Raw genomic sequence first — 21075 nt, 5'->3', positions numbered from 1 at the left:
GAACACGGCGGGCCGGCGTGAGCCGGCGGCGCCCGCCAGCCGAAACGCCGGTCGTGGGCCGGCGCCTGTCCGAGGGCGGGCGCGGGCCAAAAGATCAATCATATACAATTCGCGGCGCGGGTCGCATGTTTGAGACGCGGCCGATCCCGGCGTCCGCGCGCGAAGCCCGCAGTGAAGGTCACATGGCAACTCGCGTCAAACAATTCGTTATCCACGGCGTCACCGAAAGCGGTGTCCGTTTTCGCCCGAGCGACTGGGCGGAGCGCCTGGCCGGCGTCATGGCCCAGTTCCGCCCGCCCGGCAGCGCCGGCAACCACCTTACCTACTCGCCCTACGTACTGCCGGTCGTCATCGACGGCGTGCGCAGCGTCGTGGTCGACCAGCGCCTGCGCGAGCTCGAACCGCTGGCGTACAAGTTCGTGGTCGATTTCGCCCACGACAACCACCTCAGGACGGAAGAGCGCGAAGCCTGATGGTTCAGGCTTCGAGGTGCGGCCGCATGAGCGCCTCGAACCACTCCAGGAAGACGGCCAGCCGCCGCGAGCGCTGGCGCCGGTGCGGATAGAGCAGCGCCACCGGCATGGAGGCGGCGCGCTGGTCCGGCATCACCTCCACCAGTTGTCCGCTGTCGAGCAGGTGCTGCACGTCGTAGCGGGGGATCTGGATCAGCCCCAGGCCGGCCAGGCAACAGGCGATGTAGCTCTCGGCGTTGTTGACGACGACCCGGCTGGCCGCCTCGACGAGATTCGTCTCGCCGCGGGGCGTGGCGCATTCCCAGGGCAGTGCGCGGCCGGTCTGCGGGCTGGCGTAGCCCACCGTCCAGTGGCCGGCAGCCAGTTCGCCGGGGTGCCCGGGTTCGCCGTGTTCGCGCAGATAGGCCGGGCTGGCGCAGTTGACCAGGGCAAGGCTGCCCAGCGGCCGCACCACCAGGCTGCTGCTGTGCAGCACGCCGATGCGCACCGCGCAGTCCACGCCCTCGCGGACCAGGTCGATGGCGCGGTCGCCCGAGCCCAGCGCCAGTTGCAGGCGCGGATGGCGGCGCAGCAGGGCGGGCAGGGCGGGCGCGATCAGGCGCCGCGCGATGCGGCTGGGCACGTCGACATTGAGCCTGCCGGCCGCCTGGCGTTGGCTGGCCTGGAACAACTGGTCGATGTCCTCGACCTCGGCCAGCAGGGGGCGGATCCGCTCCAGCAACTGCGCGCCGTCGGCCGTCAGGCGCACCTGGCGCGTGGTCCGGTGCAGCAGCCGGGCGCCGACCTGGGCCTCCAGTTGCTGGACCGCGGCGGATACGGAGGCGCGCGGCAGCTCCAGCGCGTGGGCCGCCTTGATGAAGCTGCCCATTTCCGCGACTTGGGCGAAGACACGGTATTGGTCGAATCTGTCCATGAGGCTCGCTTTCGGAATGCGCCAGGCGCAGCCGAAAGCATAGCCGTTCCCGCCCCGGCCGCTTTATTTGGTGGTGTAGCCGCCGTTGATCAGCAAGGTCTGGCCGGTGATCCACCAGCCGTCGCTGACCAGGTGGCGGATGAATGGCACGACATCCTCGATGTGCGTCAGGCCGGTGGGAGAGTGGGCCGAGAGCGCCGCGGCGCCCTGGTGATAGGCCACTGCTTCGGGGCTTTCCTGGCCGTAGAAAAAGGGCGTGTCCATCGGGCCCGGGCCCACCGCCGTGACCGAGATGCCGCGCGCGCCGAACTCCTTGGCCGCGGCCCGGGTGTAATGCTCCACCGGCGCCTTCGTGCCCGCGTAGGCCGCATAGAACGGCGTGAACGCGCCCAGCAGCGAGGTGACCAGCGTCACGATCTTGCCGTGGTCGTTGACGTGGCGGCCGGCCTCCTTGAGGAAGAAGAACGCCGATTTGGCGTTGACGGCGGCCATGTCGTCGTACTCGGCCTCGCTGATCTCGGAGAACGGCTTCTTCAGCACCTTGCCCACGGTGTTGATGGCGATGTCGGGCCGGCCGACGGCGGCCACCGCGTCGGCATACAGCTTCTCCACCGCGGCCGCGGTGGTCAGGTCGCCCCGCAGCGCCACCGCCTGGGCGCCGGCGGCCTGCAGCGCGGCGACCGTGGCGTCGGCGTCGGCCTTGGACGCCGGGCTGTTGTAGTGGATGGCGATGGCGCGTGCGCCGTGGGCGGCCAGATCGCGGGCGATCAGGCCGCCGAGGTTCTTGGCGCCGCCGGCGATGAGCGCGACTTTGCCCTGGATGGAATGGTCTGCCATGGAACGTCTCCGTGTGAAATCGGGGGAACGTCCAGCTTAGGCGCGGCGCCGCGGGCGATAAACCGGGCGGGCCGGGATGGATTGTCCAGGAAAGCGCGCCAATCGCCGCTTCATTGGGCGGGATTGGCGCGCAATGGGCGGGCGTCCTATACGGGGGTGATGACGTCGCCGGTCTTGAAGAACGAGGCCAGGTTGTCCAGCATCAGGTTTTCCATCGCCATGCGGGTCTCGAAGGTGGCGCTGCCGATGTGCGGCAGCAGCACGGTGTCATCGCTGGCTTTCAGCGCGTCGGGTACCGACGGTTCGTGCTCGAACACGTCCAGCGCCGCGCCGCCCAGCTTGCCGGCCTGCAGCGCGGCCACCAGCGCGGCTTCGTCGATGACCGGGCCGCGGGCGATGTTGATGATGATGCCCTTGGGCCCCAGCGCTTCCAGCACTTCCTGGTTGACCAGGTGGCGGGTGCCCGGGCCGCCCACGGTGGCGACCACCAGGAAATCGGCCCAGCGCGCCAGGTCGGCCAGCGAGCTTTCGTAGCCGTAGGAGACGTCGTCGCGCCGGCGGCGGTTGTGATAGCGCACCTGCATGTCGAAGCCGTCGCCGCGCCGGGCGATGGCCTCGCCGATGCGGCCCAGGCCGATGATGCCCAGGTTCTTGCCGCTGACCCGCGTGCCCAGCGGAATGCCGCCATGCACCTGGCCCCATTGGCCGGCGCGCACGAAGCGGTCGCCCTGGGCCATGCGGCGGGCGCCCGAAATCAGCAGGCCCCAGGCCAGGTCGGCCACGCAGTCGGTGAGCACGTCCGGGGTGTTGCTGACCAGCACGCCGCGCTTGCGGGCCGCATCGACGTCGATGGTTTCGTAACCCACGCCCCAGCTGCAGATCGCCTTGAGATCGGGCAGCGCGTCGATCAGCGCGGCGTTCGCGCCGAAATTGGCCGAGGTGACCAGGGCGGTGATGCCCTTGCCATGCTGGGCCAGCGCGGCGGCACGGTCGGCCTGCTGCCACAGCTCGAGCACATCGTATTCGTCGGCGAGTCGCCGATTGGCCGTCGGCGATCCGGCCAGGGAGCCTACCTGGATGATGCGGTGCTTGGTGGTCATGTCGTCTGATTCGTAGGGTGGCAAAGCGAAAATGCTACTTGATTCTGCCCCGGCCGGGCGCTGCGGTGCGCCAAAGCGCGCCGCAGGCCGGGGCGAGCGCGCCTATTCGAGCTGGATGCCGCCCTTTTCGATGACCTCGCGCCAGCGCCTGACTTCGTCCTGCTGGAAGCGGCTGAACTCGGCCGGCGTGTTGGCGACCACTTCGAAGCCCAGCCCCTGCAGGGTCTTCTCGACCTGCGGGTCGCGCAGCGTGGTGCGCAAGGCCTCGGCCAGCTGCTTGACGATGGCCGGCGGCGTGTCCTTGGGCACGGCGAAGCCTTGCCAGGAATAGACCACCATGTCCTTGACGCCGGCCTCGGCCAGCGTGGGCACGTCGGGCAATTCGCCGACGCGCCTGTCGCCGGTGATGGCCAGCGCCTTGAGCTTGCCGCCCTTGATGTGCGTCTGTACCGCGCCGAGGTTCTGGAACGACACATTGACCTGCGCGCCCAGCAGGTCGGCGATGGCCGCGCCGCCGCCCTTGTACGGCACGTCCACGCCGGTGGTGTCGGTGCGCTGGCGGAACAGGATGGCCGACAGGTGGTCGGACGACCCGGTCCCCGACGACGCATAGGAGACCTTGCCGGGATTCTTCCGGGCGTAGTCGATCAGCTCGGCCACGGTGTTGGCCGGGAACGACGGCGGGGCCACCAGCACGTTGGGATTGCGTACGGCCTGGGTCAGGTACGAGAAGTCCTTGCTGGGGTTGTACGCCAGCTTCTTGTACAGGGCCTCATTGATGGCGAACGTGCCGATCGATCCCACCATCATGGTGTAGCCATCGGGCGTGGAGCGGGCCAGCGCCTGCGCGCCGATCGCGCTGTTGGCGCCCGGCTTGTTCTCGACCACGAAGCTCTGGCCCAGGATCTTGCTCATGCCGGGCGTGACGGCGCGTGCCGTGATATCGGACGAGCCGCCCGGTACGAAGGGCACGATCATGGTGATCGGCTTGTCGGGGTATGGGGCAGCATGCGCGGCGCCCACCGCGCACGCGGCCACGCCGGCGGCGGCCAGCAGCGATTTCAGTTTGTTCACGATGTCTCCAGCGCACGTGTTGTTTTATGGCGCGGCGACCGGCCACGCGCTATCGGCCGCCGCGGTTTGCCTGGGCAGGTGTCAGTCCACCTTGGCGCCAGATTGCTGGCCGACCCGGGCCCGCTTGCGGGCCGCGTCGGCCATGAAAGCCTTGAACTGCCGGGGCATGTCGCCCAGGGCGCGACGAGGAGCCGCCATGCCGTGCTACTTGTTAGACAAATATATTTATTAGTATTTATCTTGTCAACCAAGTATACTTTTAAAAAATCTCGCGCCAACACATATACAACTGTCGATTTTGCAGGAGCCGTGCCCATGAAAACCACCCCGGTTACCCCTGATGACCTGCAGCGCTCCGTCATTGCCGTGCCGCCGCTGGCGCGCCACGCCGATTTCACGCTCAATCCGGCCGCCAACCAGGCGGTGCTGCGTCATCTGGAGGCGGGCGGGGTGCGCAGCGTGATGTACGGCGGCAACGCCAACTTCTACCATGTGCAGGTCAGCGAATATGCGCGGTTGCTGGACTTCCTGGCCGAGTCCGCCGGCCCCGATACCTGGGTGCTGCCGTCGGCCGGCCCCGACTACGGCAAGTTGATGGACCAGGCCGCCATCCTGCGCACGCGCGACTTTCCCACCGCCATGCTGCTGCCCATGTCGTTTCCGTACACCGACGCCGGGCTGGCCGACGGTATCCGCCGCTTCAGCGACGCGATGGACCGCCCGGCGGTCGTCTACATCAAGTCGTCCGACTATCTGGCGCCGGCCACGGTGGCGCGCCTGATCGGCGAGGGCCGCATCGCCGCGCTGAAGTACGCGGTGGTGCGCGAGGACCCCGCGCGCGATCCCTACCTCGAGGCGCTGCTCAAGGAGGTCGAACCGCGCTGGATCGTCAGCGGCATCGGCGAGCGGCCGGCCATCGTGCACTTTCGCCAGTTCGGGCTGCGCAGCTTCACCTCGGGGTCGGTATGCGTGGCGCCGCGCGGCTCGATGCGCCTGCTGCATCTGCTGCACGAAGGCGATTTCGAGGCCGCCGAACGGGTTCGCGCCGCCTATATCCCGCTGGAGGATTGCCGTGACGGGATCAGCCCGATCCGCGTACTGCACGATGCCGTGACGCTGGCCGGCGTGGCCGATATGGGGCCCATGCTGCCGCTGCTGAGCGGGCTCGACCCGGCCGACCGCGAGCGCGTGGCGCCGGTGGCGCGCGCGTTGCTGGCGGGCGATCGCCAATAGCGCCGGCGCGCGGCGCGCCGCGCGATGACGTACGATGGCGCAACCGCAGTGACCAGTCAGGAGTGCCCGTGGCCCGCAAGCAAGAATCCGCCAAGTCCGCCGCCGTCGACGCCGACGGCGTCGTCGCCCTGCACCTGGAGCGGGGCCAGCGCGTGCGGTTGGCCGACCAGCTGTACGGGCAGATCTTCGACCAGATCGTCTCGGGGCGGCTGAACGTGGGCGACAAGCTGCCCTCCGAGCACGAAATCTGCGAGAAGTTCGGCGTGTCGCGGCCGGTGGTGCGCGAGGCCTTGCTGCGGCTGCGCGCCGACGGGCTGGTGACGGCGCACCAGGGGCTGGGCACCTTCGTCAGCCACCAGCCCGCGCCGCGCCTGAAGACGTTCAGCGACGTGCAGAACGTCGGAGCCTACCTGCGCGCCCAGGAAGTGCGCGTGGCGCTGGAGGGCGATGCGGCCCGCCTGGCCGCCCTGCGGCGCACCGACGAGCAATTGCACAAGATCGGCGAGGCGCATGCCGCCTTCGTCGAGGAGCTGGAGCACGGCCGCGTCTCGCCCGAGGCCGACCTGGCCTTCCACGCCAGCATCGCCGAGGCCAGCGGCAACGATTTCTACCTCGGGGTGCTGGAAACCATACACGAGTCGATCAGCGGCTTCATGCGCCTGACCCTGAGCCTGACGCGCACCGGTTCGCGCCAGCGCGCGCAACGCGTGGCCGACGAGCACGCCGCCATCCTGGGCGCCATCCGCGAGCAGGACGCCGAGCGCGCGCGCATTGCCATGCAGTTTCACCTGGGCCAGGCGCGCCACCGGCTGGTGGATCGCGACAAGGACTAGCCCGGCAGGGCCCGGCATAGGCCGGCCTGCACAACCACAGCGAGGAGAGGCGCGGTGCCCGAAAGCGGTATGGAGGCGGACAAGGTTGGGATAAGCCGGGTGCGGGAGCAGATCGACCGCGTGCTGCGGGCGTGGGGCATGCCCGAAGGGCCGGCCGGCGTGACGGCCGACCTGATGGCCGAGACCGATTTGCTGGGCATCGACTCGCATGGCATTTCCATGCTGCCCTCCTACGAAGACAAGCTGCGCGCCGGCACGCTGCGCATCGACGCGCAGCCGCGCCTGGTGCGCGATGGCACGGCCAGCGCCTTGCTCGATGGCATGGGCGGCCTGGGCCACCCGGTGGCGGCGCAGGCCATGCGGATGGCGGTCGACAAGGCGTTCGAGCACGGCGTGGGCGCGGTGTCGGTGCGCAATTCGCATCATTTCGGCGCGGCCGGCGTCTACGCGCGCCTGGCGGTGCGGCGCGGCGCCGTGGCGCTGGTGACCAGCAGCGCCACTACGCTCATCATGGTGCCCACCCATGGCGCCCGGCCCATGCTGGGCACCAACCCGATCGCATTCGGCGCGCCCGCCGCCCACAACGAAGCGTTGCTGCTCGACATGGCCACCACTACCGTGGCCGCCAACAAGGTCAAGGTGTACGACTACTACCGCAAGCCCTTGCCGCCGGGCTGGGCGGTGGACGGGGCGGGCGCCGGCGTGACCGATTCCGCCGCCGCGATGCGATTCATCTTCGAGCGCCCCGAAGGCGGCCTCACGCCATTGGGCGGCACCGCCGAGATGAGCAGCCACAAGGGCTACGGCCTGGCCATCATGGCGCAGGTGTTGGGCGGCACGCTGGGCGGCAGCGCGATGGCGGCACGCCATGCGGCCCGGCGCGGGCCGGACGAGCCGGATGACGTCGGGCATTTCTTCCTGGCGCTCGATCCGGACGCCTTTCGCGCCGGCGGCTCGTTCGAGTCCGAGATGGACGACCTCATCGACACGCTGCACGATACGCCAGCGGCCGACCCCGCCCAGCCGGTGCTGGTGCCCGGCGACCCGGAGGCGGCCGAGCGCGCACGGCGCTTGCGCGACGGCGTGCCGCTGGCGGCGGCGCTGCGCGAGCGGCTGCGGCGGATCTGCGAGCGCAGCGGCGCCGAGTATGTGCTGGATGCCGGTTGAGCCGGCGGCGCACAAGAGCATTCATATCCCCGAGGAAGACGAGACATCATGAGCCAGGCTCCCAAACGCAAACGCCCCGAAGACCTGCGCAGCCACCGCTGGTACGGGGTCAAAGACCTGCGTGCCTTCGGGCACCGCTCGCGCACCGCGCAAATGGGCTATCACCGATCCGACTACGCGGGCAAGCCGGTGATCGCCATCATCAACACCTGGAGCGACATCAATCCCTGTCACAGCCATTTCAAGCAGCGCGTCGAAGAGGTCAAGCGCGGCATCTGGCAGGCTGGCGGCTTTCCGGTGGAAATGCCGGCCATGAGCCTGTCCGAGCCGTTCCAGAAGCCCACTACCATGCTGTACCGCAACCTGCTGGCGATGGAGACCGAAGAGCTGCTGCGCTCGTATCCGGCCGATGGCTGCGTCCTGATGGGCGGGTGCGACAAGACGACGCCGGCGCTGCTGATGGGGGCGGTGTCGATGGGCCTGCCGACCGTGTTCGTGCCGGCCGGGCCCATGCTGCGCGGCAACTGGAACGGCAATACCCTGGGTTCGGGCTCGGATACCTGGAAATACTGGGCCGAGCTGCGCGCCGGCAACATTACCGAAGAGGACTGGCAGGGCGTGGAAGACGGCATCGCGCGCTCGCCCGGGCACTGCATGACCATGGGCACGGCCTCCACCATGACGGCCGCGGTCGAGGCGCTGGGCCTGTGCCTGTCGGGCTATTCGTCGATCCCGGCGCCCGACTCCCGCCATGCGCAGATGGCCAGCCTGTCGGGCAAGCGCATCGTCGAGATGGTGTGGGAGGACCTGAAGCCCGCCGACATCCTGACGGCGGCGTCGTTCGATAACGCCGTGCGCACCGTGCTGGCCCTGTCGGGCTCGACCAATGCGGTCGTGCACCTGATCGCGCTGGCGCGCCGCGCCGGCTTCGGGCTGGACCTGGAGCGCTTCGATCATCTGGCGCGCAGCACGCCGGTGCTGGCCAACCTGCGTCCGGCCGGCCAATACCTGATGGAGGATTTCTACTACGCCGGCGGCCTGCGCGCATTGCTGGTGCAATTGGGCGACCTGCTCGACACCCGCCAGATGACCGTGGATGGCCGCACGCTGGGCGAGAACATCGCCGGCGCGCGCGTGTTCAACGAGGACGTGATCCGCTCGCGCGAGCGCGCGCTGATCGAACGCGACGGCCTGGCCGTGTTGCGCGGCAACCTGGCGCCCGATGGCGCGGTCATCAAGCCGGCGGCCATGGAGGCGCGCCTGCAGCGCCACACCGGCCGCGCGGTGGTGTTCAAGGATTACAACGACATGGCCGAGCGCATCGACGCGCCCGACCTGGACATCGACGCCGACTGCGTCATCGTGCTGCAGAACGCCGGCCCGCAGGGCGCGCCCGGCATGCCGGAGTGGGGCCAGCTGCCCATTCCGCAGAAACTGCTCAAGCAGGGCGTGCGCGACATGGTGCGCATCTCGGATGCCCGCATGAGCGGCACCAGCTATGGCGCCTGCGTGCTGCACGTGGCGCCGGAGGCCTACGTCGGCGGGCCGCTGGCGCTGGTGCGCAGCGGCGACCGGATCGCGCTGGATGTGCCCGGGCGGCGCATCGACGTGCTGATTTCCGACGAAGAAATGGCCGCGCGCAAGGCGGCCTGGCAGGCGCCGCCGCCCAAGTTCGAGCGGGGCTTTGGCGTGCTGTACCTCAAGCACATCGGGCAGGCCGACAGCGGCTGCGATTTCGATTTCCTGCAGACGCGGCCGCAGCAGGCCGCCGAAGGAGAGCCGGAGATCCACTGAGGGGCGCGCGCGGGCGCGGCCCGACCACGACGACAAAGGAGACAGGCATGACGAAGATCGGCTTCAGGTTGGCGGGAGCGCGGCGCTGGACCGCGGCCCTGGCGGTGCTGTTGTTGGCCGGCGCGGCCCACGCGCAGGCGGATTGGCCCTCGCGGCCCGTGCATCTGGTCGTGCCGTTTCCGCCAGGCGGCAGCACGGACTCGGTGGGACGCCTGCTGGCGGCCGAACTGGCCAAGGACCTGGGCCAGTCCGTCATCGTCGAGAACAAGGGCGGCGCCAACGGCAATATCGGCTCGGACATGGTGGCCAAGGCCGCGCCGGACGGCTATACGCTGCTGCTGTCGGGCGTGGGCTCGAACGCCATCAATTACGCGCTCTACCAGAGCATGCCGTACCGCAACAGCGATTTCGCCCATATATCGCTGTTGGCCACCGGTCCCAACGTGCTGGTCGCCAATCCCGATTTCCCGGCGCGCAGCTTCGCCGACTTCATCAAGCTGGCCAAGGAAAACCCGGGCAAGTACACGCATGCGAGTTCTGGCAATGGTTCGTCGGGGCACCTGGCGATGGAGATGCTCAAGCAGGCCGCGGGCATCGACCTGGTGCACGTTCCCTACAAGGGCGGGGCGGCGGCCATCACCGATACGATAGGCGGGCGCGTGTCGGTGCTGTTCCTGAACCAGGACAACCTGCTGCCGCAGGTGCAAGGGGGCAAGGTGCGGGCGCTGGCGGTGGCCAGCGTCAAGCGCAACCCGGCCTACCCGGATACGCCCACCATCGCCGAGTCGGGCTATCCGGGCTTTGCCGCCGAATCGTGGTTCGGCCTGTCGGCCCCCGCCGGCACGCCCGCCCCGGTCATCGAGCGGCTGAGCCAGGCCACCGTGCGCGCGCTGGCCGCGCCGCAACTGCGCGACAAGCTGCAGGCGGTGGGGTTCGTGGTCGTGGGCAATGACCCCAAGGCGTTCGACGCCTTCGTCGCCGCCGAAATCGACAAATGGGGCAAGGCGGCCAAGGCCTCCGGCGCCCGCATGGACTGATCCGGCAACCGCGGCCGGCGCCCCGCGCCGGCCTTCATCCACCTCTGGGAATGACGACGATGGATTCTCCGCTGCCCAACCGGTTCCGCCAGCGCATCCTGGCGCGCGAGCAACTGATCGGCTTTTGGCTGAGCCTGGCCAGCCACATCACCGCCGAAGTGGCCGGCATGGCCGATTTCGATTGGCTGCTGCTCGATGCCGAGCACTCGCCCAATGACGTGCCGCTGCTGCTGCAGCAGTTGCAGGCGCTGCAGGGCAGCGCCAGCGCCGCCGTGGGGCGGCCGTCCTGGAACGATCCGGTCGAGATCAAGCGCATGCTCGATATCGGTTTCTACAACCTGCTGATCCCGTTCATCGAATCGGCCGACGACGCGCGCCGGGCGGTGGCGGCCACACGCTATCCGCCGCAGGGCATGCGCGGCGTGTCAGTGGCGCAGCGCAGCAACCGCTACGGCACGGTGGCCGACTACATGCGGACCATCAACGACAATATTTGCGTACTGGTGCAGATCGAAAGCCGTCCGGGCGTCGAGGCGGTCGACGAGATCGCCGCGGTCGACGGGGTCGACGGCGTCTTCATCGGGCCTTCCGATCTGGCCGCCGCCCTGGGCCACCTGGGCAACCCCGGACATCCGCAGGTGCAGGAAGCCATCCGGCACCTGCATGGCAGGGTGGCCGCGCAGGGCAAGGCGGTAGGCATACTCGCGCCCGTGCAGGCCGATGCGAGGCGCTACCTGGACATGGGGGCGCACTTCGTGGCGGTCGGGTCGGACCTGGGCGTCTTCAAGCAGGCCACGTTCGCCCTGCGCGCGGCATTTCCCGCCTGAGTCGCGGCGGCGGCCATGTCCCGCCCGCCGCGCCAAAACAAAAAGGATGCCCGCGGGCATCCTTTCTGCTTGCCGTATTCGCTGCCCCGTAGGGCAGTACTGGCTTCAGGCCAGCGCCTTGACGGCGGCGGCCAGGCGGCTCTTGTGGCGAGCGGCCTTGTTCTTGTGGATGATGTTCTTGTCAGCCACGCTGTCAATCACGCTCGTGGCTTTACGCAGCGTTTCGCCAGCAGCAGCCTTATCGCCAGTGGCGATGGATTGGCGAACGCGCTTGATGGCGGTGCGCAGCATCGAGCGCAGGCTGGAGTTGTGCTTGTTGCGCTGGACCGATTGGCGAGCGCGCTTGCGGGCTTGGGCGGTATTGGCCATGTTGCTTAGCTAGTATGAATTCGGCAAAGTCAGACATTGTATCAAGTCCGACGGGGATTGCAAGCCCCGCGCCAATAAAAAGGGCGGCGGGCAGGGTTTCAGGCGGTTGCGACGCCGATCGACACGAACCAGGGCGTCAGGCGGGTGACCCGAATGGGCACGCTGGCTTGCAAGGCCACAAGGGTAGCATCGCTGTCGTCCAGAGGGAAGGTCCCCGAGACCGGCAGGCCGCCCGCGGCCATGCTGACCCGCAACGTGCCGCGCCGGTAGGGGCGCATCGCCGCCACGACATCGGCCAGCGGGCGGCCGTGCGCCTCGATCCAGCCGTTTTCCCAGGCCGCGTGGGCCGTCAGCCCGGCGCGCGGCGTGTCCACGCGCGTGGCGTCGAAGCGGGCGCCGGTGCCGGCGCGCACGATGCCGCGCGCGTTGGCCACGGTCTCGATCTCGACGTCGTTCTCGTGCACGACCACCAGGGTGCGGCGGGCCTGCTGCCGCACCATGTAGCGGGTGCCCAGCGAGCGCACCACGCCTTCGGCGGTCTGGACCGAGAAGGGGCGGTATGGATCGGCGCGCACCGTGACCGAGACGGCGCCTTCGAGCAGATGCAGGCGCCGGTAGGTGGCCGTGAATTCCAGGTTGACGCGGCTGCGGGCGTCCAGCAGCAGTTCACTGCCGTCCGACAGCATGTAGCGGCGCCGCTCGCCGGTGTTGGTGGCCGCGTCGGCGGCCAGTGCATCGAGCGGGTAGAAACTGTTGCCGACGTAGGCCGCGGCGGCCAGGCCGGCGCCGCCCAGCGCGAGGGCGCCGACGCTGCCGAGGAAGTGGCGCCGCGCCGGCATGGCCAGCGCGGCGTCGGGCTGCTCGGCGGGCGGGGGCGGATTGGCCGCGTCGTAGCCGGTCGGATAGGCGTCGCCCAGCCGGCCGGTGTTGGCGCCGGCCAGGGTGCCCGTGAGTTGCTGCCAGGCGTTCTCGTTCATCGGGTTGGCGTTGCGCCACGCCAGGAACCGGGCGTAGTCGGTACGCGTGGCCTGGCCCGAGCGCAGCAGCAGCAACCAGTCGACGACCTGGTCTGAAAGCGGCGGCGTATTGGCGGCAGTATTCAAGGTTCGATCCGCATTGAGCCTTACGGCTCGTCCGGCAATGGCAAGTTGGACAGTATCAATGCCAGATTAAACAGTATGCTTTTTTACGAAAATTTACCTTATATGGTTACAAATGTCGATCCAATAAATGCAAAGACCGGCCGTAAAGGCCGGTCTTTGTTGTGATTTTCACTATTTCACCGTGTGTATCAATGGAAATGTTACCTGCGTCAACGGACGCCGCGGCGGGTGAAATCGCGTGGACGTATGCCGGCGGCCAGCAGCAGCCCGAAATAGGCCAGCATGCAGGCCAGCAGCACGCCGCCCAGCCACAGGGCGCGCAGCCCCGGCCACGGCTGCAGCGCGATCCAGTCGATATGGCGGTCGGCGGCCAGCAGGACGGCCGCCAGGGCCGCCAGCGCCGGGACCAGCCGCAGCATGAAACGCCCCCAGCCGGCGCCGGGCCGGTAGACGCCGCGCCGGCGCAGCCCGGTCAGCAGCGCGAGGGCGTTGATGCAGGCGCCCAGGCCGATGGCCAGCGCCAGTCCGGCGTGCGCCAGCCATGGCACCAGGATGGCGTTGAGCAGCTGGGTCAGCACCAGCACCATGATGGCGATCCTGACCGGCGTGCGGATGTCCTGCTTGGCGTAGAAGCCGGGCGCCAGGATCTTGATCGCCAGCAGGCCGATCAGGCCGGCCGAATAGGCGATGACGGCCAGCCGCGTCTGCTGCACGTCCTGCGCCTGGAACGCGCCGTAGTGGAACAGGGTCGCCACCAGCCCGTCCGACAGCAGCGCCAGGCCCAGCGCGGCCGGCAGGCCCAGCATCAGTACCAGGCGCAGCCCCCAGTCCAGCAGGCCGCTGTAGCCGTCCTGGTCGGCGCGGGCGTGCGCCGCCGACAGGCTGGGCAGCAGCACCGTTCCCAGCGCCACGCCCAGCAGGGCGGTGGGAAACTCCATCAGGCGGTCGGCGAAAGACAGCCAGGTCACGCTGCCCGGTTGCAGCCAGGTGGCGATATTGGTGTTGATCAGCAGCGAAATCTGCGCCACCGATACGCCCAGCGTGGCGGGCGCCATCTGTTTCAGGATCCGCTGCACCGTCGGGTCGCGCCAGGCCTGCCGCAAATCGAGCGACCAGCGCGGCGTCAGGCCCAGGCGGGCCAGCGCCAGCCATTGGACGGCCAGCTGCGCCACGCCGCCGGCCATCACGCCCAGGGCCAGGGCGTAGATGGGCACTTCCATGCGCGGCGCCAGCCACAGGCAGGCTGCGATCATGGCAAGGTTGAGCAGAACCGGGGTGAACGCCGGCACGGCGAAGCGGCGCCACGTGTTGAGCACGCCGGACGCGAAGGCGATGAGGGACATGCACAGGATGTACGGGAACATCACCCGCGTCATCCATACGGCGGCGCCGAACTCGGCGCCGCGTTCGGCGCCGCGCAGCCCGCTGGCCATGGCGGTCACCACCCAGGGCGCCGCCACGACGCCGGCCAGGGTGACCAGCATCAGCGCAGCGGTCAGCAGCACGGCCACCCGGTCGAGCAGCGTGCGTACCTCCGCGTCGCTGCGTTCGGTGCGGGCGGCGCCCAGGATGGGCACGAAGGCCTGGGCGAACGCGCCTTCGGCAAACAGGCGGCGCAGCAGGTTGGGAATCCGGAACGCGACCCAGAACGCGTCGGTCAGGGGGCCCGCGCCGAACGCGCGCGCCACCAGGATGTCGCGCACCAGTCCGGTGATGCGCGACAGCAGGGTGAAACTGCTGACGGTGGCCGCCGAGCGTAGCAATGCCATAAAAACCAGGGTACCAAAGCAACGTGCCGGCATCGGGCCGGCACGTCGGGGGAGGGCTTACTTGGGCGGCATCCGGATCGCGCCGTCGAGGCGGATCGTTTCGCCGTTGAGCATATCGTTGGTGATGATGCTGTGCACCAGCTTGGCGTAGTCTTCCGGGCGGCCCAGGCGCGCGGGGAAGGGGATGCTGGCGGCCAGCGAGTCCTGGACTTCCTGCGGCATGCCGAAGATCATGGGCGTGCCGAAGATGCCCGGGGCGATGGTCATGCAGCGGATCCCGGTCCTGGACAGGTCGCGCGCGATCGGCAGCGTCATGCCGGCCACGCCAGCCTTGGAGGCCGCGTAGGCTGCCTGCCCGATCTGGCCGTCGAAGGCCGCGACCGAGGCGGTGTTGATCAGCACGCCGCGCTCGCCGGTGGACTCGGGCGTGTTGGCGCTCATGGCCTCGGCGGCCAGGCGCATCATGTTGAAGCTGCCGATCAGGTTGATGGAGACCACTTTCTGGAACAGGTCCAGCGGGTGGGCGCCATTCTTGCCGACGATCTTGGCGGCCGGCGCGACGCCGGCGCAGTTGACCAGGCCGAACAGGGGCCCCAGTTCGACCGCGGCGGCCACCGCCTGCTTGCCATCGGCCTCCTGCGTCACGTCGCAATGCACGTAACGCTGGTTCAGCTCCTTGGCCAGCGCCTGGCCGGGCTCATCCTGCACGTCGGCGATGACGACCTTGGCGCCGTTGGCCACCAGCATGCGCACGGTGCCGGCGCCCAGGCCGGATGCGCCGCCGGTAACGATGAATACCTTGTTCGCGATTTCCATGTCAGATCCTACTTGGCTAGCAATGAAGGCGGGCAGGGCGCGCGCGGCCGCGCGCCCCTGCGAGGGCGGCGCGGCGGCCTCGCGGCGCGGTTTAGCTCTGCAGAGCCTGGGACAGGCGGTTCTTGATTTCGTCGACCGAGCCCACGCCGGAGATCTTGCGGTACTTCGGGGCCGCGGCGGCATCGGACTGGGCCCAGGACGAGTAGTAGTCGACCAGCGGGCGCGTCTGGCTCTGGTAGACGCCGAGGCGATGGCGCACGGTTTCCTCGCGGTCGTCGTCGCGCTGCACCAGCGGTTCGCCCGTGACATCGTCCACGCCTTCGGCCTTGGGCGGATTGAAGCGGACGTGGTAGGTGCGGCCGCTGGCCGGGTGCACGCGGCGCCCGCTCATGCGTTCGATGATGTCGCTTTCCGGCACTTCGATCTCGACCACGTAATCCAGCGCGATGCCGGCGCTCTTGAGCGCGTCGGCCTGCGGGATGGTGCGCGGGAAACCGTCGAACAGGTAGCCGTTGGCGCAATCGGGCTGGGTCAGGCGGTCGCGCACCAGGCCGATGATGAGGTCGTCCGAGACCAGGCCGCCCGCGTCCATGACCTTCTTGGCTTCCAGGCCCAGCGGCGTGCCGGCCTTGACGGCGGCGCGCAGCATGTCACCGGTGGATATCTGCGGGATGCCGTAGTGTTGGGTGAGAAAGGCGGCTTGGGTGCCTTTGCCGGCTCCGGGCGGTCCGAGCAGAATGAGACGCATGGGGGCTCCTGATGGGTTTGTTTTTTGTGATCGGGGCGATTATGCCGCAATGCAGCACCGGATGTGGGGCCGCGCCATGGGAAATAACCCTTATAACCGATGCGCGTACGCGGCCCGGGCACGCTCCAGGTCGGCCGGCGTGTCCACGCCGGCGGCGGGCGCGCTGTCGGTATGGTGCACCACGATGACGTGGCCGTGCTCCATCGCGCGCAGCTGTTCCAGCGATTCGTAGCGTTCCAGCTGTCCCTGGGCCAGGGCCGGGAAGCGGCGCAGGAAGGCGACGCGATAGGCATAGATGCCGATGTGATGCCAGGCGGGCAGGCCGGGCGCAAGGACTCGCGCGCCGCCGGCCAGGGCGTCGCGCGCCCAGGGGATGGGAGCGCGCGAGAAGTACAGGGCGCGCCGGTCGGCCGCGCACACCACTTTGACCACGTTGGGGTTGAACAGCGCCTCGGCGTCGGCCAGCGGGCAGGCACAGGTGGCGATATCGGCGTGCGGGGCGGCCACCAGCTGGGCGGCGACCGCGTCGATCAGCGCCGGCTCGATCAGCGGCTCGTCGCCCTGTACGTTGACGACAATCGCGTCATCGGGCAGACCCAGCGCGTCGACGGCCTCGGACAGGCGGTCGGTGCCGGTGGGGTGGTCGGGGCGGGTCAGGATGGCGGCATGGCCGTGCCCGGCGGCCGCGTGCTGCACGCGCGCATCGTCGGTGGCGATCATGACGCGCTCGGCGCCCGACAGCGCGGCGCGTTCGGCCACGCGCACCACCATGGGCTTGCCGGCGATGTCGGCCAGCGGCTTGTCGGGCAGGCGGGTGGACGCCAGGCGCGCCGGGATCAGGACGGTGAAACTCACTGGCCGGACTCAGGAGGGTTGGGCGGGCGCCTCGGCGTCGAGCGAACGCGCCTCGGCCTCCAGCATGATGGGCACGCCGTCGCGCACCGGAAAGGCGAGGCGGTCGGCGTTGCAGACCAGTTCGGCCTGCGTGCGCTGAAATTCGAGGCGGCCCTTGCACACCGGGCAGACGAGGATGTCGAGCAAACGGGATTCCATGCCGCGATTCTAAAGCAGAACGCCGGCCGCGCGGGGCGCGCCGGCGTCGCGGTCTCAGGGCTGGCGGGCGCGCAGGGTGGCCGACAGCCAGTCGCCGAAATCCGGGTCGGACAGGCGGGTGCCGACCTGCACCGCCCACAGGCGCGGGTCGTCCAGCGCGGCGCATTTGATCGCGTCCTTGGCGGTGACCAGGATGCAATCGGCATCCAGCGCGGCAAAGGGCGACTGCGCGTAGGCGTAGTGGTCGGGCAGCGCCAGCGTGTGCGCGGGGTGGAGGCCGGCCTGCTCGAGCGTCTGGAAAAAGCGCGCCGGGTTGCCGATGCCAGCCGCGGCGGCCAGGCGCGCCGCCGGCACGGCCGCCAGGTCGGCCAGCGTCCGCGTGGCGCCGTCGGTGACACGCTGCGCATGGGTGGGCTCCAGCCACATGGCCAGCTGGCGCGGCTTTCCGGCCGCCGGCGCCGCCGCGGCGCGCGGGCGGCCCGCATTGGTGACGACGGCATCGACGTCGGCCAGCCGCTGCGCCGGCTCGCGCAGCGGGCCGGCCGGCAACAGGCGTCCATTGCCCACGCCGCGCTCGTCCTGCACCACGATTTCCACGTCGCGCGCCAGGGCCAGGTGCTGCAGGCCGTCGTCGCTGACCACGACGTCGACGCCGGGGTGCGCCCGCAGCAGCGCCTGTACGGCCTGGGGGCGGTGCGGATGCACGGCGATCGCGGCTCCGGTGGCGCGGGCGATCAAGGCGGGTTCGTCGCCGTAGTCGGCGGCCGCGAGTTGCCCCTGGCCCACGCGCGGCGCGGCGCCCACGTCCACGCCGTAGCCGCGGCTGACCACGCCCGGCGTCCAGCCGCGCGCCCGCAGCTGCCGGACCACTTCGATCACCACCGGGGTCTTGCCCGTGCCGCCCACATAGATGTTGCCGACCACCACTACCGGCACGGGCGCGCGCCATGCGGCGCGCGCGCCGCTCAGGTAGGCGTTGCGCTTGCGGGCCACGACCAGGCCGGTCAGCGCGGCCAGCGGCCGCAGCAGGGTGGACAGCCAGCCGCCGTCGCGCCATTGGCGCTCGAGCAGGCGGCGCAGGCAGCGCGGCGCGTTCACCGGGCGGTCTGGGCGGCGAAGTTGACCCGGCCGATGCCGGCCAGCCGGGCCGCTTCCATGACATTGACCACCGCCTGGTGCGTGGCCTGGGCATCGGCGTTGATGACCACGATCGGGTCGGCCTTGCCGGCGGCGGCCAGGCTCAGCGCATGGGCGATATCGGTGGGGTTGGCGGCGTCGAGCAGGTTGCCGTTCAGGGCGTAGTGGCCGTCCTGGCTGATGGCGATTTCCAGCGCTGGCGGGGCTTCCTGTTCGGCGGCGGCCTCCGGCAGCACGACCTTCAGCTGCGTGAAGCGCGCGAACGACGTGGTGGCGGCCAGGAAGATCAGGATCACCAGCAGGACGTCGATGAGGGGGATCAGGTTGATCTCGAGCTCATCCTGGCTGGCGCGGCCACCGCGGAAGTTCATGGCCGCGCCTCGCGCGAGCGGGCCGGCGCCACGTAGCGGGCCAGCCGGCCGGCCGACTGTTCCATGGCGTGCAGGTAACCGTCGATGCGCGCGCGCAGGTAGCGGTGCACGATCATGGCGGGAATGGCGATCAGGATGCCGAAGCCGGTGTTGTACAGGGCGATCGAGATGCCGCGCGCCAGTTGCGCGGGGTCGCTGGCGCCCGGCGCGTACGAGCCGAAAATCTCGATCATGCCGACCACGGTGCCGAACAGCCCCATCAGCGGCGCCACCACGGCAATGGTGCCGATGGCCGAAACGTAGCGGCCCAGCTCATAGGCCACGCCGCGGCCGGCATCCTCCACGGCGGTGCGCAGTTCTTCGCGCGGCAGGTGGCGCTGGCGCAGCACTTCGGCCAGCACCCGGCCCAGCGGCGAGTTGCGCTCCAGCCGGACCAGGGCTTCGGGGGTGTCCTGCTGGTTGCGCAGCATCTCCAGGACCTGTTCGTTCAGCCCGCGCGGCAGGATCCGGCTGCGGCGCAGCGCCAGCAGGCGCTCGACGATCAGGGCCAGGCCAAGAATGGAAGTGGCGAGCAGGGGCCAGATCGGCCAGCCGGCTTCGCGTAGCAGGTTGAGCAAAACGGAGACTCCAGGGCGGGGGCCGGCCGCCGGCGATCGCGCGGCGGCGGTGCAAGGCCGCACTGTAACGGCCACAAGGGGGCGGTGGCAAGGCCGCCCGGGCGGCAAAACTATCCACAGAAATTGTGGATAATTCTGTGCAAAACTTGCCTCGAACGCAGTCCCGCATTGCGTTTGCGCTAGGCTGCTCGCAATGTATGCAGCATGAACGACACGGTTTTCAGTTAAAAAACAATGACTTGCACGGAATTTGCTGGCGTTGCGGGCAGCCGGGGGCAGGCACGGCGGTTCGGTTATGATTCGGGCCCGCCGCATAAGGCCTGTGGACATATATCGGCTCGGAAACCCTTATGACAATTGGATTGTCGGTCACAAACGACGTATTCGCGCGGGATATCCTGACAGTTGCCCAGTTGAACCAGGCTGTGGGCCAATTGCTGGAGCGCAGCATCCCGTCGCTGTGGGTGCGCGGCGAGATTTCCAATTTCACCCAGGCAGCCTCGGGCCACTGGTATTTCACGCTCAAGGACAGCCGCGCCGCCGTGCGCACCGTCATGTTCCGCAGTCGCGCGGCCCAGGTGGGGTTCGTGCCGCGCCCGGGCGACCAGGTCGAGGTGCGCGCGCGCGTGTCCCTGTACGAACCCCGCGGCGACTACCAGTTGCAGGCCGACGGCATGCGCCGCGCCGGCGTGGGCAATCTGTACGAGGCTTTCCTGCGCCTGAAGGCGCAACTGCAGGACGAAGGACTGTTCGATCCGCAGCGCAAGCGCCAGCCGGCGCGGCTGCCGCGCGCCATCGGGGTGGTGACCTCGCTGCACGCGGCCGCCTTGCGCGACGTGCTGTCGGCGCTGGCGCGCCGCGCGCCGCAGGTGCCCGTGGTCATTTACCCGGCGCCGGTGCAGGGCGCCGACGCGGCCGCCCGGCTGGCGGCGCGCGTCGCGCAGGCCAACCAGCGCGCCGAGGTCGACACGCTGCTGCTGGTGCGTGGCGGCGGCAGCATCGAGGATTTGTGGAGCTTCAACGATGAGGCGCTGGCGCGCCAGGTGGCCGCCAGCGACATCCCGGTGATCAGCGGGGTGGGGCACGAGACCGACTTCACCATCGTCGACTTCGTGGCCGATCTGCGCGCGCCCACGCCGACGGCCGCCGCCGAACTGGCCTGCGTGCCGCGCGGGGACCTGCTGGCCGCGCTGCGCCAGACCGCCGAGCGGCTGGCGCGGGCCCAGCAGCGCCGGCTCGACCAGGCCGCCCAGCGCCTGGACCGGGCCGCCGCCATGCTGACTTCGCCAGCGCAGCGCCTGGCGCACCAGCAGGAGCGCCTGAACACGCTGCGCCATCGCCTGGCCTCCGCATGGCGCGGGCCGCAGGGGCGCAGGGTGGCGCGGCTGGACATGCTGGCCCAGCGGCTGGCGCACCGGCGGCCCGATACCGGGCGCGCGGCCGAACGCAGCGCGGCGCTGCTGGCGCAACTGGGGCGCGCGCAGGCGGGCCTGGCGGCGGCGCGCCAGGCCCGCCTGGACACGCTGGCCGCGCAACTGCGCGCGCTCGATCCGCAGCATACGCTGGCGCGCGGCTATGCCATCGTGCGCGACGCCACGGGGGCCATCGTCACCGACGCCGCGCGCCTGGCCGCGCGCGACCGGATCGACATTGCCGTGGCGCGCGGCCGGATAGGCGCCCAGGTCACGGACATCGGGACACCGGATGGCACCGACGGTAACCCTGCGTCGCGACGGGGTTAAGACGATAGCCCGCACAAGAGCCGATACAATGGGATGGCTTGATCGTGCATTCAACAAAGAAG

At 69.6% G+C, this 21075-nt stretch carries 22 protein-coding genes; 8 read left to right on the top strand and 14 right to left on the bottom strand.

Annotated elements, in window-relative coordinates:
• Positions 1-182: 182 nt before the first annotated feature.
• Positions 183-473 (top strand): DUF3579 domain-containing protein, encoded by a 291-nt coding sequence (locus CAL11_RS14405; protein WP_086094590.1) that lies wholly within the window; start codon positions 183-185, stop codon positions 471-473.
• A gap of 4 nt (positions 474-477) precedes the next feature.
• Here CAL11_RS14405 and CAL11_RS14400 read toward each other — a convergent pair whose 3' ends face one another.
• The 4 genes from CAL11_RS14400 to CAL11_RS14385 form a co-directional block, all read right to left on the bottom strand.
• Positions 478-1386, bottom strand: coding sequence for a LysR family transcriptional regulator (locus CAL11_RS14400; RefSeq protein WP_086093312.1), 909 nt, complete (start codon positions 1384-1386; stop codon positions 478-480).
• A gap of 63 nt (positions 1387-1449) precedes the next feature.
• Positions 1450-2223: an SDR family oxidoreductase gene (locus tag CAL11_RS14395; RefSeq protein ID WP_015064104.1), complete on the bottom strand. Its 774-nt coding sequence runs from the start codon at positions 2221-2223 to the stop codon at positions 1450-1452.
• 146 nt (positions 2224-2369) lie between these two features.
• Entirely contained in the window at positions 2370-3323 is a 954-nt protein-coding gene (locus tag CAL11_RS14390; RefSeq protein ID WP_015064103.1) for a 2-hydroxyacid dehydrogenase, read from the bottom strand.
• Positions 3324-3425: 102 nt separating this feature from the next.
• Positions 3426-4397, bottom strand: a complete 972-nt coding sequence (locus tag CAL11_RS14385) for a Bug family tripartite tricarboxylate transporter substrate binding protein (protein WP_068926648.1) — start codon at positions 4395-4397, stop codon at positions 3426-3428.
• A 315-nt stretch (positions 4398-4712) separates the two neighbouring features.
• Between CAL11_RS14385 and CAL11_RS14380 the strand changes: the two genes are divergently transcribed.
• The 6 genes from CAL11_RS14380 to garL all read left to right on the top strand — a co-directional run bounded on the left by CAL11_RS14380 (position 4713) and on the right by garL (position 11288).
• Positions 4713-5630: a dihydrodipicolinate synthase family protein gene (locus CAL11_RS14380; RefSeq protein ID WP_086093311.1), complete on the top strand. Its 918-nt coding sequence runs from the start codon at positions 4713-4715 to the stop codon at positions 5628-5630.
• Positions 5631-5692: 62 nt separating this feature from the next.
• Positions 5693-6463, top strand: a complete 771-nt coding sequence (locus CAL11_RS14375) for a FadR/GntR family transcriptional regulator (RefSeq protein WP_015064101.1) — start codon at positions 5693-5695, stop codon at positions 6461-6463.
• Between the two features lie 54 nt (positions 6464-6517).
• Positions 6518-7630, top strand: coding sequence for an Ldh family oxidoreductase (locus CAL11_RS14370; RefSeq protein ID WP_086093310.1), 1113 nt, complete (start codon positions 6518-6520; stop codon positions 7628-7630).
• A gap of 48 nt (positions 7631-7678) precedes the next feature.
• Positions 7679-9424: an L-arabinonate dehydratase gene (gene araD, locus CAL11_RS14365; protein WP_015064099.1), complete on the top strand. Its 1746-nt coding sequence runs from the start codon at positions 7679-7681 to the stop codon at positions 9422-9424.
• Between the two features lie 47 nt (positions 9425-9471).
• A complete protein-coding gene (locus tag CAL11_RS14360; RefSeq protein WP_086093309.1) occupies positions 9472-10461 on the top strand; it encodes a tripartite tricarboxylate transporter substrate binding protein in 990 nt (329 codons plus the stop codon).
• Positions 10462-10511: 50 nt separating this feature from the next.
• Complete coding sequence (gene garL / locus CAL11_RS14355; protein ID WP_086093308.1) at positions 10512-11288, top strand: 2-dehydro-3-deoxyglucarate aldolase; 777 nt, start codon at positions 10512-10514, stop codon at positions 11286-11288.
• A 105-nt stretch (positions 11289-11393) separates the two neighbouring features.
• Here garL and rpsT read toward each other — a convergent pair whose 3' ends face one another.
• The 10 genes from rpsT to CAL11_RS14305 all read right to left on the bottom strand — a co-directional run bounded on the left by rpsT (position 11394) and on the right by CAL11_RS14305 (position 19271).
• On the bottom strand, positions 11394-11657 hold the full coding sequence (rpsT, locus tag CAL11_RS14350; protein ID WP_003812908.1) for a 30S ribosomal protein S20: 264 nt from the start codon (positions 11655-11657) through the stop codon (positions 11394-11396).
• Between the two features lie 98 nt (positions 11658-11755).
• The gene (locus CAL11_RS14345; RefSeq protein ID WP_033463612.1) at positions 11756-12760 is read right to left on the bottom strand and encodes a FecR domain-containing protein; all 1005 of its coding nucleotides are present in this window, start codon (positions 12758-12760) and stop codon (positions 11756-11758) included.
• A 209-nt stretch (positions 12761-12969) separates the two neighbouring features.
• Positions 12970-14562 carry a murein biosynthesis integral membrane protein MurJ gene (gene murJ, locus CAL11_RS14340; protein ID WP_015064095.1) on the bottom strand — a complete coding sequence of 531 codons (1593 nt, stop codon included), beginning with the start codon at positions 14560-14562 and terminating at the stop codon, positions 12970-12972.
• A 24-nt stretch (positions 14563-14586) separates the two neighbouring features.
• Complete coding sequence (locus CAL11_RS14335; RefSeq protein WP_086093307.1) at positions 14587-15345, bottom strand: 3-hydroxyacyl-CoA dehydrogenase; 759 nt, start codon at positions 15343-15345, stop codon at positions 14587-14589.
• A 91-nt stretch (positions 15346-15436) separates the two neighbouring features.
• Complete coding sequence (gene adk, locus CAL11_RS14330; protein WP_015064094.1) at positions 15437-16093, bottom strand: adenylate kinase; 657 nt, start codon at positions 16091-16093, stop codon at positions 15437-15439.
• 90 nt (positions 16094-16183) lie between these two features.
• Positions 16184-16948 (bottom strand): 3-deoxy-manno-octulosonate cytidylyltransferase, encoded by a 765-nt coding sequence (kdsB, locus tag CAL11_RS14325; protein ID WP_033463615.1) that lies wholly within the window; start codon positions 16946-16948, stop codon positions 16184-16186.
• A 9-nt stretch (positions 16949-16957) separates the two neighbouring features.
• Positions 16958-17146, bottom strand: a complete 189-nt coding sequence (locus tag CAL11_RS14320) for a Trm112 family protein (protein WP_015064092.1) — start codon at positions 17144-17146, stop codon at positions 16958-16960.
• Between the two features lie 54 nt (positions 17147-17200).
• Positions 17201-18244: a tetraacyldisaccharide 4'-kinase gene (lpxK, locus tag CAL11_RS14315; protein ID WP_086093306.1), complete on the bottom strand. Its 1044-nt coding sequence runs from the start codon at positions 18242-18244 to the stop codon at positions 17201-17203.
• Positions 18241-18654, bottom strand: a complete 414-nt coding sequence (locus CAL11_RS14310) for an ExbD/TolR family protein (protein ID WP_015064090.1) — start codon at positions 18652-18654, stop codon at positions 18241-18243. The genes lpxK and CAL11_RS14310 overlap by 4 nt, the downstream gene beginning before the upstream one ends.
• Entirely contained in the window at positions 18651-19271 is a 621-nt protein-coding gene (locus CAL11_RS14305; RefSeq protein WP_086093305.1) for a MotA/TolQ/ExbB proton channel family protein, read from the bottom strand. The genes CAL11_RS14310 and CAL11_RS14305 overlap by 4 nt, the downstream gene beginning before the upstream one ends.
• 350 nt (positions 19272-19621) lie before the next feature.
• On the opposite strand from CAL11_RS14305, the gene xseA reads away from it, so the two are divergent.
• Entirely contained in the window at positions 19622-21013 is a 1392-nt protein-coding gene (xseA, locus tag CAL11_RS14300; protein ID WP_086093304.1) for an exodeoxyribonuclease VII large subunit, read from the top strand.
• Positions 21014-21075 lie beyond the last annotated feature (62 nt).

This window comes from Bordetella genomosp. 6 (assembly GCF_002119705.1).
In the GTDB taxonomy this organism is placed as follows: domain Bacteria; phylum Pseudomonadota; class Gammaproteobacteria; order Burkholderiales; family Burkholderiaceae_B; genus Bordetella; species Bordetella bronchiseptica_F.
This window is presented reverse-complemented; position numbering and strand designations above follow the sequence as displayed.

What these genes read in the sequence shown, in the direction of transcription:
- xseA (WP_086093304.1), top strand. Translation starts at nt 19,622, where the DNA reads ATGACAATTGGATTGTCGGTCACAAACGACGTATTCGCGCGGGATATC.
- CAL11_RS14395 (WP_015064104.1), bottom strand. Translation starts at nt 2,223, where the DNA reads ATGGCAGACCATTCCATCCAGGGCAAAGTCGCGCTCATCGCCGGCGGC.
- CAL11_RS14360 (WP_086093309.1), top strand. Translation starts at nt 9,472, where the DNA reads ATGACGAAGATCGGCTTCAGGTTGGCGGGAGCGCGGCGCTGGACCGCG.
- CAL11_RS14380 (WP_086093311.1), top strand. Translation starts at nt 4,713, where the DNA reads ATGAAAACCACCCCGGTTACCCCTGATGACCTGCAGCGCTCCGTCATT.
- araD (WP_015064099.1), top strand. Translation starts at nt 7,679, where the DNA reads ATGAGCCAGGCTCCCAAACGCAAACGCCCCGAAGACCTGCGCAGCCAC.
- CAL11_RS14390 (WP_015064103.1), bottom strand. Translation starts at nt 3,323, where the DNA reads ATGACCACCAAGCACCGCATCATCCAGGTAGGCTCCCTGGCCGGATCG.
- murJ (WP_015064095.1), bottom strand. Translation starts at nt 14,562, where the DNA reads ATGCCGGCACGTTGCTTTGGTACCCTGGTTTTTATGGCATTGCTACGC.
- rpsT (WP_003812908.1), bottom strand. Translation starts at nt 11,657, where the DNA reads ATGGCCAATACCGCCCAAGCCCGCAAGCGCGCTCGCCAATCGGTCCAG.
- CAL11_RS14405 (WP_086094590.1), top strand. Translation starts at nt 183, where the DNA reads ATGGCAACTCGCGTCAAACAATTCGTTATCCACGGCGTCACCGAAAGC.
- adk (WP_015064094.1), bottom strand. Translation starts at nt 16,093, where the DNA reads ATGCGTCTCATTCTGCTCGGACCGCCCGGAGCCGGCAAAGGCACCCAA.
- CAL11_RS14335 (WP_086093307.1), bottom strand. Translation starts at nt 15,345, where the DNA reads ATGGAAATCGCGAACAAGGTATTCATCGTTACCGGCGGCGCATCCGGC.
- garL (WP_086093308.1), top strand. Translation starts at nt 10,512, where the DNA reads ATGACGACGATGGATTCTCCGCTGCCCAACCGGTTCCGCCAGCGCATC.
- CAL11_RS14310 (WP_015064090.1), bottom strand. Translation starts at nt 18,654, where the DNA reads ATGAACTTCCGCGGTGGCCGCGCCAGCCAGGATGAGCTCGAGATCAAC.
- CAL11_RS14400 (WP_086093312.1), bottom strand. Translation starts at nt 1,386, where the DNA reads ATGGACAGATTCGACCAATACCGTGTCTTCGCCCAAGTCGCGGAAATG.
- CAL11_RS14320 (WP_015064092.1), bottom strand. Translation starts at nt 17,146, where the DNA reads ATGGAATCCCGTTTGCTCGACATCCTCGTCTGCCCGGTGTGCAAGGGC.